The 16699-nt window shown below is 60.4% G+C and carries 18 protein-coding genes and 1 tRNA gene; 12 read left to right on the top strand and 7 right to left on the bottom strand.

Annotated features, from left to right (window positions below; genetic code table 11):
* The first annotated feature begins 121 nt into the window (after window positions 1–121).
* Window positions 122–562 (top strand): group II truncated hemoglobin, encoded by a 441-nt coding sequence (locus AC1DS5_RS19335; protein WP_477719877.1) that lies wholly within the window; start codon window positions 122–124, stop codon window positions 560–562.
* Window positions 563–780: 218 nt separating this feature from the next.
* Window positions 781–1875 carry a patatin-like phospholipase family protein gene (locus AC1DS5_RS19330; protein WP_477719876.1) on the top strand — a complete coding sequence of 365 codons (1095 nt, stop codon included), beginning with the start codon at window positions 781–783 and terminating at the stop codon, window positions 1873–1875.
* Between the two features lie 9 nt (window positions 1876–1884).
* Here the strand turns inward: AC1DS5_RS19330 and AC1DS5_RS19325 are convergent, their stop codons facing one another.
* On the bottom strand, window positions 1885–2559 hold the full coding sequence (locus AC1DS5_RS19325) for a Smr/MutS family protein (protein WP_477719875.1): 675 nt from the start codon (window positions 2557–2559) through the stop codon (window positions 1885–1887).
* Between the two features lie 127 nt (window positions 2560–2686).
* Window positions 2687–3361 carry a RadC family protein gene (radC, locus tag AC1DS5_RS19320; RefSeq protein WP_477719874.1) on the bottom strand — a complete coding sequence of 225 codons (675 nt, stop codon included), beginning with the start codon at window positions 3359–3361 and terminating at the stop codon, window positions 2687–2689.
* A gap of 128 nt (window positions 3362–3489) precedes the next feature.
* On the opposite strand from radC, the gene AC1DS5_RS19315 reads away from it, so the two are divergent.
* The 6 genes from AC1DS5_RS19315 (at window position 3490) to AC1DS5_RS19290 (ending at window position 8554) form a co-directional block, all read left to right on the top strand.
* A complete protein-coding gene (locus AC1DS5_RS19315) occupies window positions 3490–3963 on the top strand; it encodes an FKBP-type peptidyl-prolyl cis-trans isomerase (RefSeq protein ID WP_477719873.1) in 474 nt (157 codons plus the stop codon).
* Window positions 3964–3968: 5 nt separating this feature from the next.
* Window positions 3969–4970, top strand: a complete 1002-nt coding sequence (gene ispH / locus AC1DS5_RS19310) for a 4-hydroxy-3-methylbut-2-enyl diphosphate reductase (protein WP_477719872.1) — start codon at window positions 3969–3971, stop codon at window positions 4968–4970.
* A gap of 8 nt (window positions 4971–4978) precedes the next feature.
* Window positions 4979–5920: a threonine/serine dehydratase gene (locus tag AC1DS5_RS19305; RefSeq protein WP_477719871.1), complete on the top strand. Its 942-nt coding sequence runs from the start codon at window positions 4979–4981 to the stop codon at window positions 5918–5920.
* A gap of 343 nt (window positions 5921–6263) precedes the next feature.
* The gene (gene serS, locus AC1DS5_RS19300; protein WP_477719870.1) at window positions 6264–7622 is read left to right on the top strand and encodes a serine--tRNA ligase; all 1359 of its coding nucleotides are present in this window, start codon (window positions 6264–6266) and stop codon (window positions 7620–7622) included.
* A gap of 254 nt (window positions 7623–7876) precedes the next feature.
* Window positions 7877–7964, top strand: a tRNA-Ser gene (locus AC1DS5_RS19295).
* A 371-nt stretch (window positions 7965–8335) separates the two neighbouring features.
* Complete coding sequence (locus tag AC1DS5_RS19290; protein ID WP_477719869.1) at window positions 8336–8554, top strand: hypothetical protein; 219 nt, start codon at window positions 8336–8338, stop codon at window positions 8552–8554.
* 463 nt (window positions 8555–9017) lie between these two features.
* Here the strand turns inward: AC1DS5_RS19290 and pheA are convergent, their stop codons facing one another.
* Genes pheA through hpaH form a run of 3 tightly spaced genes read right to left on the bottom strand, consistent with a single transcriptional unit; the run spans window position 9018 to window position 11539 of the window.
* Complete coding sequence (pheA, locus tag AC1DS5_RS19285; protein WP_477719868.1) at window positions 9018–9950, bottom strand: prephenate dehydratase; 933 nt, start codon at window positions 9948–9950, stop codon at window positions 9018–9020.
* Window positions 9951–9966: 16 nt separating this feature from the next.
* Entirely contained in the window at window positions 9967–10743 is a 777-nt protein-coding gene (locus AC1DS5_RS19280) for an aldolase/citrate lyase family protein (protein ID WP_477719867.1), read from the bottom strand.
* Window positions 10744–10756: 13 nt separating this feature from the next.
* Window positions 10757–11539, bottom strand: coding sequence for a 2-oxo-hept-4-ene-1,7-dioate hydratase (gene hpaH / locus AC1DS5_RS19275; RefSeq protein ID WP_477719866.1), 783 nt, complete (start codon window positions 11537–11539; stop codon window positions 10757–10759).
* A gap of 99 nt (window positions 11540–11638) precedes the next feature.
* On the opposite strand from hpaH, the gene AC1DS5_RS19270 reads away from it, so the two are divergent.
* The gene (locus tag AC1DS5_RS19270) at window positions 11639–11878 is read left to right on the top strand and encodes a hypothetical protein (RefSeq protein ID WP_477719865.1); all 240 of its coding nucleotides are present in this window, start codon (window positions 11639–11641) and stop codon (window positions 11876–11878) included.
* Here AC1DS5_RS19270 and AC1DS5_RS19265 read toward each other — a convergent pair.
* Window positions 11859–12383, bottom strand: coding sequence for a GlcG/HbpS family heme-binding protein (locus AC1DS5_RS19265; protein WP_477719864.1), 525 nt, complete (start codon window positions 12381–12383; stop codon window positions 11859–11861). The genes AC1DS5_RS19270 and AC1DS5_RS19265 overlap by 20 nt on opposite strands.
* Before the next feature lie 31 nt (window positions 12384–12414).
* Complete coding sequence (locus AC1DS5_RS19260; RefSeq protein WP_477719863.1) at window positions 12415–13389, bottom strand: tripartite tricarboxylate transporter substrate binding protein; 975 nt, start codon at window positions 13387–13389, stop codon at window positions 12415–12417.
* A 122-nt stretch (window positions 13390–13511) separates the two neighbouring features.
* Here AC1DS5_RS19260 and AC1DS5_RS19255 point away from each other — a divergent pair, with 122 nt between their 5' ends.
* From AC1DS5_RS19255 to AC1DS5_RS19245, 3 genes are all read left to right on the top strand, one after another.
* Window positions 13512–14441 carry a LysR family transcriptional regulator gene (locus AC1DS5_RS19255; RefSeq protein WP_477719862.1) on the top strand — a complete coding sequence of 310 codons (930 nt, stop codon included), beginning with the start codon at window positions 13512–13514 and terminating at the stop codon, window positions 14439–14441.
* A gap of 239 nt (window positions 14442–14680) precedes the next feature.
* Window positions 14681–15646, top strand: coding sequence for an ABC transporter substrate-binding protein (locus tag AC1DS5_RS19250; RefSeq protein ID WP_477719861.1), 966 nt, complete (start codon window positions 14681–14683; stop codon window positions 15644–15646).
* 75 nt (window positions 15647–15721) lie between these two features.
* Window positions 15722–16672 (top strand): Bug family tripartite tricarboxylate transporter substrate binding protein, encoded by a 951-nt coding sequence (locus tag AC1DS5_RS19245; RefSeq protein WP_477719860.1) that lies wholly within the window; start codon window positions 15722–15724, stop codon window positions 16670–16672.
* Window positions 16673–16699: the final 27 nt, after the last annotated feature.

The raw sequence follows: 16699 nt of genomic DNA, 5'->3' as shown, positions 1-16699 counted from the left end.
CAGTCCAGAGAGCGACAGGCAAGAAAGTTTTTACGCCCTCTTCCTCTGGGAGAGGGCGGGGGTGAAGGCTCTACGTTAAGCACGCAGATCTCTCAACCCAGCCACTTATCCAACCACCCGCATGCAGATCGAAGAAAAACCCCCCGGCAACCCGCCGTTTGAAACCCCGTTCGCCTGGATAGGCGGCGAAGAGCGCGTCAAGGCCCTGGTCGAGCGCTTTTATGACCTGATGGACCTGGAGCCGGGTTACGCTGCCCTGCGCGCGGCGCACGGCAGCACGCTGGACAACGCCCGGCAGCGCCTGTTCTGGTTTTTGTGTGGCTGGCTGGGCGGACCGCAACACTACACCGAACGCTTTGGCCACCCGCGCCTGCGCATGCGTCACATGCCGCAGCAAACCGGCGGCGGCGCCATCGGCTCTATCGGCATCCTCGAGCGCGACCAGTGGCTGGCCTGCATGGACCAGGCCATGCGCGAAACCGGCGTGGACGACGCCCTGCGCACCCGGCTCAATGCCTCGTTTTTCCAGACGGCGGACTGGATGCGAAATCGTGGCGAGTGAGTAGTTGTTAGCCCCCACGCTTTTCACTGCGTGTAATACGCTGCCCCCCGAGGGGGCCGCTGCGCCTGCGGTCTGGCGAAGCCAGTCCCGCGGCCCCGGCTGGAGGGAAGAGCCTCCACGGTTGCTCACTGCGTGTAGCTCCCGAGGCCTTGCAGGCTGCGGCTCGCGGGACGCTTCGCCTCGGTCGCCTGTCCAAACCTAGTGTGGCGGGTACGGAGATGAAGCCCATCTACCTTGCCCTTTCGGGTGGAGGAATGCGCGCCATGGTCTTTCACTGTGGCGTGTTGAAGTCCCTGGCGGAGCATGGGGCGCTGGAACACGTGAGCAAGGTCTCCACCGTGTCCGGCGGAAGCCTGCTGGTGGGTCTGCTCCTGCAGCTCAATGGCATGCGCTGGCCCAGCAGCGACGAGTACCTCCAGGCGCTGTTGCCGGAGCTGAAGGACGTGCTGACGCAGACAGACCTGCAAAAGGCCGCGATGCTGGCCATGCTGCGCCCGGCCAACTGGCGCTTTGCCCTGTCCCGCGCCAACGTGCTGGCTTCGGCCATTGGCAGCACCTGGGGTGTCGATGCCCTGCTCGATGAACTTCCTGCATCGCCGGTCTGGTCGATCAATGCCACCACCGCTGAAACCGGCAAGCGCGCCTGCATTGAAGGCGGCCAGTTGCGCGACTGGACGCTGGGGTCCACACAGATGCAGCGGTTTCCGCTGCGCGACGCCATGGCCGTGTCGGCGGCCTTCCCCGGGCTGATAGGCCCTTACGTCCTGCAAGCCGATAGCTTCGACTGGGACCTTCCGATGTATGCGTCGGGCGATGAGGCCCGGCCGGCGGAAGATCGCTTCGCCAGAATTCATCTTTACGACGGCGGTGTATACGACAACCTCGGGCTTGAGCCGTTCTTTGATGCCGGTTTCGGCCCGAAACCGAAAGTTGACGGCGTGATCATTTCGTCCGACGCAGGCGCGCCTTTGCCCGAAGGTTTTGACATGGGGCGGCTGAACCTGTTCCGGCTCAAGCGCGTGGCCGACATCATGTCTGACCAGACCCGAGCGCTGCGTGCAAGAGGGCTGATGGCCTATGCGTCGAAAGCAAGCGGGCGCGCCGCTTATTTGCGGCTCGGCGCCACCGCCCAGGACATCGCCAGGCGCTCAGGCGCCGCATGCCCCGCCGGCAACTGGCTCGACAAGGAGGGCGTGAAGGCTGCAGCCGCGTACCCGACCTCGCTGAAGAAGGTGCCACTGCAGACCTACGACCTGGTGTTCCGGCACGGCTACGAATCCGCCGCCATCGGGCGCGCCGTGTTCGGGTTGTGACCGGCTGGCTCAGCCCTGCGCCAGCAACACCACCAGCGCCCCGGCGCCGCCTTCGGCCGGCCGGGCCTGCACGAAGGCCAGCACTTCCTGCTTCTGGATCAGCCAGCTCTGCACTTTGCCCTTGAGTACCGGCGTCTTGCCCGGCGAGCCCAGCCCCTTGCCGTGCACCACGCGCACGCAACGCCAGCCGGTTTTGTGGGCGTCCTTGATGAACTGGGCCAGCGCCTCCCGCGCGTCCTCGCGCCGCAGGCCGTGCAGGTCGAGCTGGCCCTGAATGCTCCAGCCGCCGCGGCGCAGCTTGCGCACCACGTCGGGCCCCATGCCGGGCCGCCTGAAGCTCAGCGCCTCGTCGGTATCCAGCAGGCTTTCCACGTCAAACTCGTCCGAAATGGCTTCGCGCATCACGGCCAGCTCGTCGCGCTGCTGCTGCACCGGAATGGGCGCGGGCTGGGCCAGCGGCAGGCTGGCCCGGTGGCCCGGATTGCCGGGCAGGTGTTTGGCCGGCAAGGCCTTGACGGGGCCGACGGCGCGCGAGAAGAGTTCTTTTTCGGCTTTGGCTTTTGCCGCAGCGGCCAGACGCGCGGCCTGCAGTTCTGCTGCCTGCCGGGCGCGCGTTTCGATCTCCAGCTTGACGGCCTTGAGATCCTTCAGGTCTTTCAGGCGTTTAGGGGTGGGGGCGTTCATGATGTATGGATGGCCTCGATGTTAGTGTGGTGTTGCACGCTATCCGGTACATACAACCGCGTCTTTTCGTCCATGACGGCCAAAAATCCATCGGTTTTATTTGTACCGTCAAGCATGCAACACCACACTAGAGCAAACCCAGCTCGGCCATCGACACCGCCTGGGTACTTGTCACCACAAAATGGTCGAGCACGCGCACATCCACCAGCGCCAGCGCGGACTTGAGGGTTTGCGTCAACGCCTCGTCGGCGCGGGAGGGCGTGGCGGCGCCGCTGGGGTGGTTGTGCGCGAGCACCACGCTGGCGGCGTTCAGCGCCAGTGCCCGCACCACGACTTCGCGCGGGTAGACGCTGGTCTGCGTCAGCGTGCCGCGAAACAGCTCTTCCAGGGCAATCAGCCGGTGCTGGCTGTCCAGGAACAGCACGGCAAAGATCTCGTGCGGCCGGCCGCCCAGCTGCAGCTGCAAATAGTCACGCACGGCCTGCGGTGTGGCGAACAGCGCCTTTTCCTTCAGTTCTTCGGCTAGCGCGCGGCGGGCCAGTTCCAGCACCGCAACCAGCTCGGCCCGTTTGGCCGGGCCCAGGCCTTTGATGCATTTGAGCGCTTCGGGTCCGGTGTGCAGCAGCCCGGCCACGCCGCCGAAGGTGTCCACCAGCTCCTGGCCCATCTGCAGCGCATTCTTGCCGGGCAGGCCGGTACGCAGCAGCAGGGCCAGCAATTCCGCATCGCTGAGCGCGCCGGGGCCGCGCGCCAGCAGTTTTTCTCGGGGGCGGGCGTCCTCGGGCAGGTCTTTCAGCAGCATGGGGAAGGGGTCCGATCAGGGAGGGGGAGCGGGGCAAATCCGGCTTTTCTCCCGGACATGGCTTACTTTCTACAATAGAGGCAGTTTACAAACAGTTGTTGGCCGCACCCGCCGGCCCAGAGAGTTTTATGCCCCCCGTGGAAACCACCGCTCCCGCACTTGTCCATCCCGGCTCTTTCCTGACCCTGCATTACCGCATGGCCGGCCCGGACGGCGCCGACATCATCAATACCTTTGGCGGCAAGCCGGCCACGCTGAGCCTGGGCACCGGCGAGTTGTCACCCGCCATCGAGCAGCGCCTGCTGGGCCTGCCCGAGGGCACGCGTACCACGTTCGAGCTGGTGGCCGGTGCGGCCTTTGGCGAGCGCAACCCCACCCTGGTGCAATGGGTGGCGCGCAAGCTGCTCAATGAGCTGGGCGACCCCGACGAGCAGTACAAGGTCGGCGATGTGGTGCAGTTCCCCACACCGGACGGCATGGGGCAGTACGCCGGAGCAGTCCAACAGGTCAAGGAGGGCGGCGATGCGGTGCAGTTTGATTTCAACCACCCGCTGGCCGGCCAGCCGGTGGTGTTTGAAGTGCAAGTGATTGGGGTGCTATGAGTCCTATGAGCATCGCAGAAAAACGGCTTGAGGAAATCCTGCTCGCGGAGCCGCGCGGCTTTTGCGCCGGTGTCGACCGGGCCATTGAAATCGTCGAGCGGGCGCTGACAAAGTTTGGCGCACCGATCTACGTGCGCCATGAAATCGTGCACAACACCTATGTGGTCAACGAGCTCAAAGCCAAGGGCGCGATCTTTATTGAAGAGCTGTCCGATGTGCCGCCCGGCTCGACGCTGGTGTTCAGCGCCCATGGCGTGAGCAAGGCGGTGCAACAAGAGGCCGAGGCCAGGGGCTTCCAGATTTTTGACGCCACCTGCCCGCTGGTGACCAAGGTGCATGTCGAAGTGGCCAAACTGCACAAGGAAGGTTACGAGTTCATCATGATCGGCCACAAGGGCCATCCCGAGGTGGAGGGCACGATGGGCCAGCTCGACAGCGGCATCCACCTGGTGGAAGACGTGGCCGACGTGGCACGCATCACGCCCTCGCAAACCGAGCGGCTGGCCGTGGTGACGCAAACCACGCTCAGCGTGGACGACGCGGCCGAGATCAGCGCGGCCGTGAAGGCGCGTTTTCCGCAGGTGCGCGAGCCCAAGCAGCAAGACATCTGCTACGCCACGCAGAACCGGCAGGACGCCGTCAAGGTGCTCAGCCCGCAGGTGGACATCCTCATCGTGGTCGGCAGCCCGACGAGTTCGAACAGCAACCGCCTGCGCGAACTGGCCGCCAAGCTGGGCACTGAAGCCTACATGGTGGACGACGCCAGCGAACTGCAGGAGTCCTGGTTCGAGGGCAAGAGCCGCGTCGGTTTGACGGCCGGCGCCTCGGCCCCGGAGATCCTTGTCAAGCAGGTGATTGACCGCATCCGGGCGCTGGGCGCGGTCTCCGTGCGCAAGATGGACGGGATAGAGGAAACCATCAAGTTTCCGCTGCCCAAGGGCCTGAAGGTCGATGCCCAGGGCCATATGCTGGACGTCGGCGACAGCCAACTCCATCAACTGACCTGACGCCGGCCATGACCAGCCGCTATCAAATCGAGAACTGCCTGGGCGTGTTCAATCAGGCTTACAGTCACTTTATTCGTCAAACCCCGTTGTGGAAACTGCCGGGCAAGGCGGTGGGTGTGGCCTGCGCTGAAGTCTGGCTCAAGCTGGAGCATTTGCAGACGGGCGGCAGTTTCAAGGCGCGTGGCATGCTGAACCGCCTGCTGTCCAATCCTATACCGCCCAGCGGCGTGATCGTGGCGTCGGGTGGCAATGCAGGCATTGCCACTGCGGCAGCCGCCAAAGAGCTGGGTGTGCACTGCGAGGTGTTTGTGCCTGAAGTGTCCAGCCCGGCCAAGCGCGCCCGTCTCGCCGCGCTGGGCGCCCGGGTCGTGGTCACGGGCGCGGCTTACGCCGACGCGCTGCAGGCCTGCCTGGCGCGCCAGCGGGAAACCGGCGCGCTGCTCACGCACGCCTATGACCAGCCCGAAGTGCTGACAGGGGCCGGCACGATGGCGCTGGAGATCGAGCAGCAGGGCGGCGTGCCGGACTCCGTGCTGGTCAGCGTCGGCGGCGGTGGCCTGATTGGCGGTGTGGCCAGCTGGTTTGAACAGCGCAGCCGTGTCGTGGCGCTGGAGCCTGAACTGGCCCCCACGCTGTTCAAGGCCCGCGAGGCCGGCGAGCCGGTGGACGTCGCCGTCAGCGGCATTGCAGCCGATTCTCTGGGCGCCAAACGCATTGGCGGGCTGGCGTGGGACGCGACCCAGGCCCATGTGCGTGATGCGCTGCTGCTCAGCGACGAATCCATCCGGGCGGCGCAGTCTTGGCTCTGGAACGAATTGAAACTGGCCGTTGAACCCGCCGCCGCGTTGCCGCTGGCCGCGTTGCACAGCGGCCGCTACGCGCCGCGCGCTGATGAAAAGCTCTGCCTCATCATTTGCGGCGCCAACCTGGACCCGGCGTCGCTTGTCTGAAATTAAATTGGCGCAAAAGGGGCTTCTGGTGTGGTGTTGCACGCTATCCGGCACCTAAAACCGCGTCTTTTCGTCCATGGCGGCGTTGCAAATCCGCGCAATAGCGGGGCTATTGCTGTGGTTTGCGCCTTGCCCTGACCAAAAATCCATCGGTTTTATTGGCGCCGTCAAGCATGCAACACCACACTAGAAATTCGATCTTCGGGATGCAGGGCAAGGCGCACGGAGCCGCAGGACACCGGAATGCACTTGAGTGCATGAGGATTCCGAGCACCGAGCACCGCGCAACGCTGCCATGCGCCCGGGAATCGGATTTATAGAAGTCCCGAAATACAATCCCCCCATGCTAGACATCAACCTGCTCCGCAAAGACCTGCCCTCGGCCATCGCCCGCCTGGAGATGCGCAAGAGCCCGCAAGCTTTCCTTAATGTGCAAGCGTTCCAGGCCCTGGAGGCCGAACGCAAAGCCCTGCAAATCCGTACGGAAGAGCTGCAAAGCCAGCGCAACACCCTGTCCAAACAGATCGGCCAGCTCAAGTCCAAAGGCGAAGACGCCAGCGCCGTCATGGCACAGGTGAGTGCTTCCAAGGCCGAACTGGAGTCCTCCGCAGCCCGGCTCGACCAGATCCAGACCGAGCTGCAGGGCCTGCTGCTGGCGGTGCCCAATTTGCCGCACGAATCGGTGCCGCTGGGTGCCGACGAGCAGGGCAATGTGGAAGTGCGCAAATGGAGCCCGATCGAAGGCCCGGGCGGCGAGCCGCCGGCCTTCGCATTCGAGGTCAAGGACCATGTGGACGTGGGGCAGCCACTGGGGCTGGACTTCGAGTTGGGCACCAAGCTCACGGGCTCCCGCTTCACCGTGATGAAAGGCCAGCTGGCCCGCCTGCACCGCGCGCTGGCCCAGTTCATGCTCGACGTGCAGACGCTGGAGCACGGCTACACCGAGTGCTACACGCCGTACATCGTCAATGGCGACTCCCTGCGCGGTACGGGCCAACTGCCCAAGTTCGAGGGGGATTTGTTTCGCGTGGAAGCTGGCTTGGGTTTGGCGACTGTTCATGATGAGCAGATCGCGGAGTTGACCAAGCGCTCTTTGTATTTGATTCCCACGTCGGAAGTGCCGCTCACCAACTTCGTGCGCGACGAGATCGTGCCCGAGGCGCAACTGCCACTGAAATTCACCGCCCACACACCGTGCTTTCGCTCCGAAGCCGGCAGCTATGGCCGCGACACCCGCGGCATGATCCGCCAGCACCAGTTCGACAAGGTGGAAATGGTGCAGATCGTGCATCCGGAGAAAAGCTACGAAGCGCTGGAAGACATGACCGGCCACGCCGAGATGATTTTGCAAAAGCTTGGTCTGCCTTATCGCGTCATGTTGCTGTGCACCGGCGACATGGGGTTTGGCGCCAGCAAGACCTACGACCTCGAGGTGTGGCTGCCCGCCCAGAGCACCTACCGCGAGATCAGTTCGATCTCCAACTGCGAAGCCTTCCAGGCGCGCAGGCTGCAGGCCCGCTTCAAGAACGCGCAAGGCAAAAACGAGTTCGTGCACACCCTGAACGGTTCCGGCCTCGCCGTCGGCCGCACCCTGGTGGCCGTGCTGGAAAATTACCAGCACGCCGACGGCACCGTCGAGGTGCCGTTGGTGTTGCAGCCCTATATGGGCGGCGTGACGGTGCTTGCACCGTCGGCTGGGTAATTTCGGTGAAGGCTAAGCTTCGCGCAGCGAAGTTAAGCGAAGCGGCCGCAACCAAAATTACCAGCACCTGAACCTGTGAGAGGCGGCACCGTCGAGGTGCCGTTGGTGTTGCAGCCCTATATGGGCGGCGTGAAGGTGCTGGCACCCTGACCGTTTGCCGCAGGAAGCAGGTATAGCCCCTCGGGGGCAGCGCAGTACGCGAAGCGACAAGCATGGGGCCCTGCCAGAGCCTGCTAGAATTGCGGCTCGACACAGGAGAGGTGGCAGAGTGGCCGAATGTACCTGACTCGAAATCAGGCGTACCGCAAGGTACCGTGGGTTCGAATCCCACCCTCTCCGCCAGAAATGCATCCAAGAACATCTCAGGACGTATCTAAAATGCCCTGAAAGCCCCGCCAGCCGGGGCTTTTTTGTTTCAGGTCGTCTCGCATCGTCTTTTGACACCTAAGGTTTTTTTTGGGGGCTAAAGCAGGGAAATTCCCCGCCTAAGCCAGAAAGTCCCCCAAAATGGCCTGACAGATACAGCATGCAAGAACGCCAAATACCCTGAGGGCGAGGCCCGAGAGCGCCTACCCGGACTCTGGCGGTTTGTACCTTGTGGTGCCCACCGGTGGCAAGTATGGTGTTCTATTGAAGAACAGCAAGGCACGGGGCGGGACCAGGCAGCTGATCTGTGCGTCCTGTTTCCTTAAAGGTGAAAGGGTGGTGGTTGCATGAATAAATTTGATAGCCTCTTGGCTGATTCGGCGATTGGGAGTTCTTTCTATGTCAGCCCCCATATATTAGGAATGGATGGTGAAGGCTTTCATAAGCTTGTTGAGACTTGGATTGCAGCTGGCGGAGGAGATGGTTTTACTGTTTCCGACGCTGGCAAAGAAAGTGCGAGCGGTGGCCATCAATATGTCATCGTCAAGATCACCCGAACCAAATGAGCTTGGAAAGAAGTGGCACGGACACATCACGAATGTCGCTAAATACGTCGACGATCAACGCGCAAAAGCTATAAAGGCCTTGAGGGATTCAGCCGTTGGTACCGGGGCCAAGTGAAGCCAGCTTTGCTTGTATTGGGTCTTCCGTTGCCGCCACCTGCAGCACCCACTTTGCCCACTCAGCTAATGCTGAAGCAGGACTGTGCCCAGCGAGTCGGAGGATTTCGGCAACATATTCTCGAATCTCCTGAGCATGCTGCCACTTAGCGGCTTCAGCCAGAAGCCGCTCACCTTCTTTTGCCCTATCGTGACGCCGCTCAAACTGTGAAAGCGCAATCGCGTGTTCGCTAGCCTAATTTGGCCTCCCCCGACCTGGAGAACCTGAAAGCACATGTGTTGGCCTTTGTCTGCGCCTTCAGCTTTGCCAAACATCTCGTGGCGTTGAGATGGAAAACGCCCTACCAGATCAATGTTGATCCGTGTCGAAGTAAGAGCCTAGTAACTTCACTTTTGCTCCCTGCCGCTGAAGTTCAGCGAGCACATTCGCCACCTTCTCCTCCAAACGACTACCAACGATATCTATATAGAAGTTGTAGTCCCAAGCCCCCGACTTGACAGGCCGCGACTCAAACCTGGACATCGAGACACCATGTCGAGCGAAAGGCTCAACCACACGGAAAAGAGCGCCCACCTCATTCGGCACCGACACAATAATTGATGTCTTACCCCCGACCCCGAGAGCTTCTGATGCGTTGTCTTTGCGACTTAAAACAAAAAAACGGGTGCGATTACTCGGATCGTCCTGAACGGCATGAAAGGCAGCCAATAGTCCGTATTCCTCAGCCGATCTCAGACCGCCAATCGCAGCAGAGGTTGGGTCCTGGGCAGCAAGCCTTGCTCCTTCCGCATTACTTGACACCGCTTCTCGTATCAAGTGTGGCGCATTCGTGGACAACCATCCATGACACTGCGCAAGTGCCTGTGCGTGTGCGCGAACATGAGTAACACCATGGAGCTGTCCAGATTGCGTTAAAAGATCATGTCGCAGTAACAGCGACAATTCGCCGCATATTTGAAGCTCTGTTTTATACAAAAGATCAAGGGTCCTTGGAACGGCTCCCTCCGTGCTGTTCTCAACAGCTACGACACTGTGGCTAGCCAATCCCGATTCGCACGCTTCGAATATGGCATCCAGCGAAGGTAGCAGCAGGCGTTTGTTACTCGATCCGAAATACAGGATCGCAGCATCTTCACTATAGGTGCCTACAGGCCCCAGGCAAGCGATCAAATTTGCTGCGGCAATTCGCATTTGCCCATGGTAGATGTCCGTTCCCAATGAAACGGCTCTGAGCCGGCCAACGGGTGCGAGCTTGTTGATATCGGATACGTTAATGTTCATGGGGATGGCAGGGGATTCAGCACAGGCTTTCCTGGGTGAATGAATCTCTTAAAAGAGTGGTTTGCGCAGCCAGAATTCCAGCGTCAACGCCTACCGCGGTGAAAGTGGTTCCAAGTTCAATGCATTTCTTGGCCAGGGCTTTGTCGCCCGTCAGAATGCCGGCGGGTTTACCGTGCTTCCTGATGGTGGCAATGGCGGTTTCGATGACTGAAACCACATCAGGGTGTCCGGGCTGTCCCAAAAGTCCCATGCTGGCCGCGAGATCGCCCGGCCCGATGAATACCCCGTCAACACCCTTGACACTGGCGATTGATTCCAGTTGGCTGATGGCTTCGAGTGTTTCGACCTGAACCAGCAAGCACAGTTGCTCGCGGCACTCGGCCGCGTAGTTCCTGACGCGCCCAAATCGGGTAGCCCGGGTCAAAGCCGACACACCCCGGATGCCGCCGGATGGGTATTCAATACTGCGCACGCCCGCTTCAGCTTCTTCAGCGTTCTGGATATAGGGCAGCAGCAAGGTCTGCGCACCAATGTCCAGGTACCGCTTTATCAGTACCGGATCATTCCATGCAGGCCGGACAACGGCAGACACCGGATAAGGTGCGACCGCTTGCAGCTGTGCCAGCACGCCGACAACATCGCTTGGCGAATGCTCCGTATCGATCAGCAGCCAGTCGAACCCGGAGCCTGCAAGCAACTCAATGGCGTAGGGACTGGACAATGTGCACCAAAGCCCGAGCTGTTGCTTACCCTGAAGCAGGGCTTGTTTGAAGTGATTTATTGGCAGTTGCATGACGCGCGACTGCTCAGGAAAATGAGAGGCCGATGGAGCCCAGGGGGCCGAAGTCTGCATGGATGGTGTCACCAGCCTCAACCGCGGTTGGCCGGGTAAATGATCCGGCCAAAAGGATGTGCCCCGCCTCCAGCGTGATGCCGTGTACTGCGAGTTTGTTGGCAAGCCACACAATCCCCATTGCGGGGTGACCCATGACTGCCGCCGAAACGCCGGACTCCTCAATGACACCATTCTTGGACAGCGTGGCGCCTATCCAGCGAAGGTCCACATCCATGGGCCGGACGACCCGGCCACCCGTCACCATGGCAGCTGCCGCGGCATTATCTGCGATGGTGTCGCAAATTTCGCGTGGAACTTCGGTGCGGTAATCAATGATTTCCAGTGCCGGCGTGACATATGCCGTTGCATCGAGAACGTCATAAACGGTGAGGTTCTTGCCGCTGAGCGGTTTGCCCAAAACGAAGGCCAACTCGACCTCCAGCCTCGGCATATGGAATCGTGAAGCGGGAATCTTTGCGCCGTCCGGATAAAGCATGTCATCGAGCAACACACCGTAGTCGGGCTCCGTCATCTTGGATGCCCTCTGCATGGCCTTGGACGTCAGTCCAATTTTGTGGCCGACAACGCGCGCGCCCGCTTTCACACGGGCCGCTGTCCAAAGTTGCTGAATGGCATATGAATCTTCAATCTCCATCTCCGGCCAGGTCTTGCTGACCTGCTGGATGGGCTGACGGTCTTTTTCGGCTTGCAGTAACGCATTTGCGGCGTCCTGACGTTGTTTGGCATTGATCATTGTCTGGCTTTATATGCGTGCGACGAGGCGTCACGACGCCCCGGAGAAAAAAGAGAATTTCAAACTTCCGTTGCAAAGGCGAATTGAAACCACACGCCCTTGCCCGCTTGGTGGCTGCATCGCTCGCTGCTCGAGCAGGACGTCGTCAACATCGTGGCCGACTCTGCCGGCATTGAAGTGAACCGGCACGCCAGGCGCGCCAACACCCACCGGCTCGACGGGGACAAGCTGCTCCCGATGCTGCGGTCGGTGCTGCACGAGCCATCGGCCGGGGATGAAGACGCGCGGCGCGCACAGCCTCAGCTGCCGGGATCGGTGTTCAGAGGGATCGGTCCTTAATGCCGGCCTTGGCGTAAAGCTCGTTCACGTGTTTTTTGACGCTTTCCGGCGTCGTGTCGTCGACTGGCATGTGCGCCCAGCCCACCTTCTCGCGGGCGTACTGGCCTATCTCTTCGTCTTGGGCGCTAGTCGCACCGCTGATGCCGTAGGCGCCAACCATGTCGTTGCCCTTGAACACCGGCGTACAGCCGCCCGAGGCGACTACCTGACCGTTGGTGAAGGCCGATGCGTTTGCCAACATCTGCGGATTGCGCTCCTTGAACCATTGTTGAATGACCAAGCCGTCGCTAAAACGCGGGCTCATCGAGCGGAAAGCCGCAGCGGTGAACGCCTTGGCACGGGCAATATCCGGGGTGATGAAGCCTGCATCGTCCATGCGCTCCAACGCGATCAGGTGCCCCTCGGGCCCAACGATGGCGACGGAAATAGGCACACCCATATCGACAGCTTTCTCGGTTACCGCCGCAATGAATTCGCGGCACTCGGTGGCGTGTAGTTTGGACATTTCTGTATTCCTTTTGAAAAAAAAGCTTGTCTTACTCGGGCTTGATGTCTGCCTGTTTAATGAACTTCGACCACCGCGCCACCTCGTTCTGCAGGAAGCGGGACAGCTCTTCATCGCTGGTTTTGAGCGTGTCGATTGCCTGCGCCTTGTAGATCGCCTGGACCTCGCTTGAATCGAGCGCCGCGTGGGCCGTGGCGCGCAGCTTGCTGATGACACTGGATGGTGTCTGGGCCGGGGCCACCAGTCCCATCCACACAGAGGTGTTAAAACCCTTCAGCCCCAGTTCGTCGAGCGTGTAGAGTTCTGGCGCGCTTGACGTCCTGGTAAGGGTGGTGACGGCCAGCGCTACCAACTTGTTCGCCCGGACGTGCGGCAGCACGGTCGAAGCCGGTGAGAACATGAGCTGCACCTGGCCGCCAAGCAGGTCTGTCACCGCAGGCGTGCTCCCCCTATACGGGACGTGGACCATCTTGACGTTGGCCATGAGCGCGAACTGTTCACCCGACAGATGAGGGGAGGTTCCGACGCCGGATGATGCATAGGTCAGGGAGCCGGGCTTGGCCTTTGCGAGCGCAATGAGCTCGGCAACGCTCGTGACCTTCAGCGAGGGATGAACCACCAGGACATTGGGAACGTTCCCGATCAGCGTGATCGGCTTGAACTCTTTCAATGGGTCAACCGCATTGGCGCCCGGGAACGCGCCGTTGATGATGTTGGCGATCGTGATCGCGAAGAGGGTGTAGCCATCGGGCTTGGCCGTGGCCACTGCCTTGGCGGCGATGTTGCTGCCCCCGCCAGACTTGTTGTCCACGATGAAGGGCTGGCCCAGGCGCCTGGACATCTGCTCTACCAAGGTGCGCACCGCCGCGTCAGTTGCTGTACCTGGAGGAAAACCCACCAGCACCTTCACGGGCGCGCTCGGATAGGCAGACTGCGCTGCGGCCCATGGCGGCAAGGTGCCGACAGCAAGCGCCGGCACGGAGGCGAGAAGTTCACGGCGTTTCATGTCTCTGGTCTTTCTGTTATAGGTACAGATCGGGTCTTTACCGCCCTGCACTGGTAGTGATTAGAAGATCAAAAGGGCTATATTTCAAACGAGACTTTCTAATCAAATGATAGGCTCCGCTCATGAATGTCACTCTTCGCCAGATCCAAGCCTTCGTCCTGGTCGCCCGGCTTGGCAGCTTCACCCGGGCCGCGCAGGCGATGCACCTCACGCAATCGGCTCTCAGCTTGCTTGTGCGCGAATTCGAAGGAGCTATCGAGAGCCGGCTGTTCGACCGGACTACCCGAGCCGTCACCCTGACGGTGGTGGGAAGCGACCTCTTCCCTCGGGCGGAGCGTATCCTCGCTGACCTTGACTCGGCGATTTCAGGTGTGGACAAGCTCATGGCGAGGGAGCGCGGGCGCGTGGTGGTGGCTGCTCCACTGCTTCTGTCCAGCACCTATCTTCCGCCGCTGCTTGCGGCCTTCTTTGCGAAGTACCCGGGCATTGAGGTCGTTCTCCAGGACACGCTGCCCAGCCAGGTTCTGCCGCTGGTGCGTGGCGGTGCGGCCGACGTTGGTATCGGCACATTCGCGTCGGATGAAGTCGACGTCAGGCGTACCTTGCTCTTCTCGGAAGCCATGGTGGCCGCATTCCCCGCTGGGCATGCGTTCAGCCGCCTGCAGCAGTTGACCTGGGCGGACGTCGCGCAGGAGCCGGTGCTCGCATTGAGCCGTGGCAGCGTGTTCCGCGATCTCACCGAAGCCGGCTTCGCGGCTGCCGGGCTGATACTGAAGCCCGCGAGGGAGGCTAACTATGCGGGCTCCCTCATCGGAATGGTCGACGCAGGGCTCGGCGTCGCCATCCTCCCCGGCTACGCAGTGAAGCTGACAGACCCGGCGCGGATCGGCTGGCACCGTGTGGAGAACCCGCTGATCGACCGGGAGGTTTCACTCGTGCAACGAGCAGGCGTTTCGCTCTCCCCGGCGGCACAAGGTTTCGTCGACTTCATGGTGGCGCCGCAGGCATCACAGCATCCGAAATCCAGAAGGCGGCGCCCGGCAGCGTCTTGATCAGATCTTGGTCTTCGCGCATGCACGTCGCCGAAAAATGACCAAAGAAAAAGCACTCTCCGGAGTGCTTTTTTTATTTCTTCCTCTGCCAAATTCAAATGCGCCGGTCAGCTCTTCATTTTCCAGAACGATACCTATCTTGAATCTTGCATGCACTAACTATGCATTAGACAACATGCATTGAGGTTTCTAACATCGCGCAGTCAGTCCACTACTTTGCTTTGCATCTGAGGCCAAAAATGAAACGCCACATCCTTTGCCTACTCTCTGTCTTGTGCGCTTGCATCACCACAGTCGCTCGTCCAGCCGAGAACACGCAAGTCGTCAAGGTAGCACTCGTGTCGCGGACTCTTTTCAATATGCCGGCGTGGGTCGCAGAGCGAAAAGGGCTTTTGAAGATTGATGGCTATGAATTTACTCTGCAGCTCACCCCGAACGCAGAGGACTTGAACTCAAAGCTTCGTTCTGGTGATTACCAGCTTTCAATTTCCCCGCCGGAATCTGTCATTGTTGACTCGTCGAAGGCGCAAAGCAGTGTGCGTATCGTGGGGGGCAACGCTGGAAAGCTGCCTCACTTCATCATCGCAAAGCCGCAGATCCGAACGATGGCCCAGCTTCAGGGCGCTCACTTCGGCGTCTACTCCAATGAAGAAGGAACTACCTACCTCTTGGCGGACATCGCCAGGGCGGCTGGCGTACCGGAAAGTTCGTTCAAAGTAACGGCTGTAGGTGGCGCGCCTGCGCGGTGGGACTTGCTGAAAGCCGGGAAGATCGATGCGGCGCTTCAGCCGTTTCCGCTGAGCTATCAAGCTGAGGCGGCCGGATTCACCAACCTTGGACCGTTGCTTCAGATTGTGCCGGATTGGCAGTTCACCACAGTCAACGCGAATTACCCCTGGGCAAAACAGAATCAGCGGGCAGTGTCGGCATTCTTGCGCGCGATGCGCGATGCCCAGGCCTACATGGTTAGCCATCCCGACGAGGCAGCTCAGATTGCAGCTCAAGAGTTGCGTACAGATTTGGCACTCGCAAAAAGGGCGCTCGCAGAAACCGAGAAGTACCAGATTCTCGACGTCAGCTTGTCAGTTCCTGGGCTAACCCGAGTGTTCCAGGCGCTGAAGGATGCGCGGCAGATCGAGGCGACTCGCAAATTCGATATGCGCGAGTTCGTCGACACGTCTTTCCTTGAGGCGACGCGGCCGTAGTTTTCGAAGTCTTTACCCGTCAGCCTTGCCCGCAGCAGCTATGGGCGGATTCATAAACATAAATAGGAGCCAACATTGAAAAACAATTTTCTATTGACGGGAGTCTTGGCGTGGCTTGTCGCCCTGGTCAGCTTTAGTGCGAACGCCGGCGATACGATCAAGCTCATCGCTTCGGCTACGGCCGGTGGCCCCCAGGATCGGATTGCCCGGACCGTGCTGCCGGGCCTTAGCGCAGCTCTTGGGAAGCCGGTCATTGTGGATTATCGCGGTGGTGCAGGTGGAACCATTGCATCCAACTTTGTTGCCAAGGCGCCGGCAGATGGCGAGACATTGCTAATTACGACGTTCAGCTACGTACTCACGGCAGGTTCGATGTCAAATCTCCCTTATGACCCCCGAAAAGATCTTGAGCCGATTTATTACTTTGGGGAGGCCCAGACCATGCTTGCAGCGCGTCCCTCGCTTCGAGTGAACAATTTGCGAGAGCTCGCAGCGAAAGCCAAGGACGGAAAACTCAGCTATGGTTCAAATGGTGTGGCCGGCACAATGCACCTCGGCGCGGAAATATTCACGCGTGCTGCGCAGGTTTCCATGACCAACATTCCATACCGGGGCGCGGCTCCAGCCCTTATGGACCTGCTCGCTGGAAATGTTGATATTGTCAATGCTGACGTCACACTACTTCAGCCCTATGTGAAGGATGGTCGCCTCCAGGGACTCGCCATCTTCGACACAAAACGCTCTCCGCTGCTGCCAAACGTACCTACCTCAGCTGAGCAAGGCATGCCAGATTTGCAAATGACGACGTGGGTTGGCGTCATGGCTCCCAAAGGCCTTGCTCCTGAGGTGAAGCAAAGGCTCGTGAAGGCCTTTGACGAGGTTGTCAAACAAGCTGATGTTTCAAAGCAATTGGCCAACATCGGCTATGTCAGTCCACGGGATGACGTTGGATTCAAGGCGAAGTTGGATCGTGATTTCGACTTCTGGATTCCCTGGCTGAAAAAATCAGGAATACGGGCAGAGTGAGTGCGTGTACTTCGCTGATGCTTGTGC

Source organism: Polaromonas sp. P4_H1, from assembly GCF_056400945.1.
This window is presented reverse-complemented; position numbering and strand designations above follow the sequence as displayed.

Bases quoted from the DNA above. Each gene is read 5' to 3' on its own strand.
- AC1DS5_RS19335 (WP_477719877.1), top strand. From the start codon at position 122: ATGCAGATCGAAGAAAAACCCCCCGGCAACCCGCCGTTTGAAACCCCG.
- AC1DS5_RS19330 (WP_477719876.1), top strand. From the start codon at position 781: ATGAAGCCCATCTACCTTGCCCTTTCGGGTGGAGGAATGCGCGCCATG.
- AC1DS5_RS19325 (WP_477719875.1), bottom strand. From the start codon at position 2,559: ATGAACGCCCCCACCCCTAAACGCCTGAAAGACCTGAAGGATCTCAAG.
- radC (WP_477719874.1), bottom strand. From the start codon at position 3,361: ATGCTGCTGAAAGACCTGCCCGAGGACGCCCGCCCCCGAGAAAAACTG.
- AC1DS5_RS19315 (WP_477719873.1), top strand. From the start codon at position 3,490: ATGCCCCCCGTGGAAACCACCGCTCCCGCACTTGTCCATCCCGGCTCT.
- ispH (WP_477719872.1), top strand. From the start codon at position 3,969: ATGAGCATCGCAGAAAAACGGCTTGAGGAAATCCTGCTCGCGGAGCCG.
- AC1DS5_RS19305 (WP_477719871.1), top strand. From the start codon at position 4,979: ATGACCAGCCGCTATCAAATCGAGAACTGCCTGGGCGTGTTCAATCAG.
- serS (WP_477719870.1), top strand. From the start codon at position 6,264: ATGCTAGACATCAACCTGCTCCGCAAAGACCTGCCCTCGGCCATCGCC.
- AC1DS5_RS19290 (WP_477719869.1), top strand. From the start codon at position 8,336: ATGAATAAATTTGATAGCCTCTTGGCTGATTCGGCGATTGGGAGTTCT.
- pheA (WP_477719868.1), bottom strand. From the start codon at position 9,950: ATGAACATTAACGTATCCGATATCAACAAGCTCGCACCCGTTGGCCGG.
- AC1DS5_RS19280 (WP_477719867.1), bottom strand. From the start codon at position 10,743: ATGCAACTGCCAATAAATCACTTCAAACAAGCCCTGCTTCAGGGTAAG.
- hpaH (WP_477719866.1), bottom strand. From the start codon at position 11,539: ATGATCAATGCCAAACAACGTCAGGACGCCGCAAATGCGTTACTGCAA.
- AC1DS5_RS19265 (WP_477719864.1), bottom strand. From the start codon at position 12,383: ATGTCCAAACTACACGCCACCGAGTGCCGCGAATTCATTGCGGCGGTA.
- AC1DS5_RS19260 (WP_477719863.1), bottom strand. From the start codon at position 13,389: ATGAAACGCCGTGAACTTCTCGCCTCCGTGCCGGCGCTTGCTGTCGGC.
- AC1DS5_RS19255 (WP_477719862.1), top strand. From the start codon at position 13,512: ATGAATGTCACTCTTCGCCAGATCCAAGCCTTCGTCCTGGTCGCCCGG.
- AC1DS5_RS19250 (WP_477719861.1), top strand. From the start codon at position 14,681: ATGAAACGCCACATCCTTTGCCTACTCTCTGTCTTGTGCGCTTGCATC.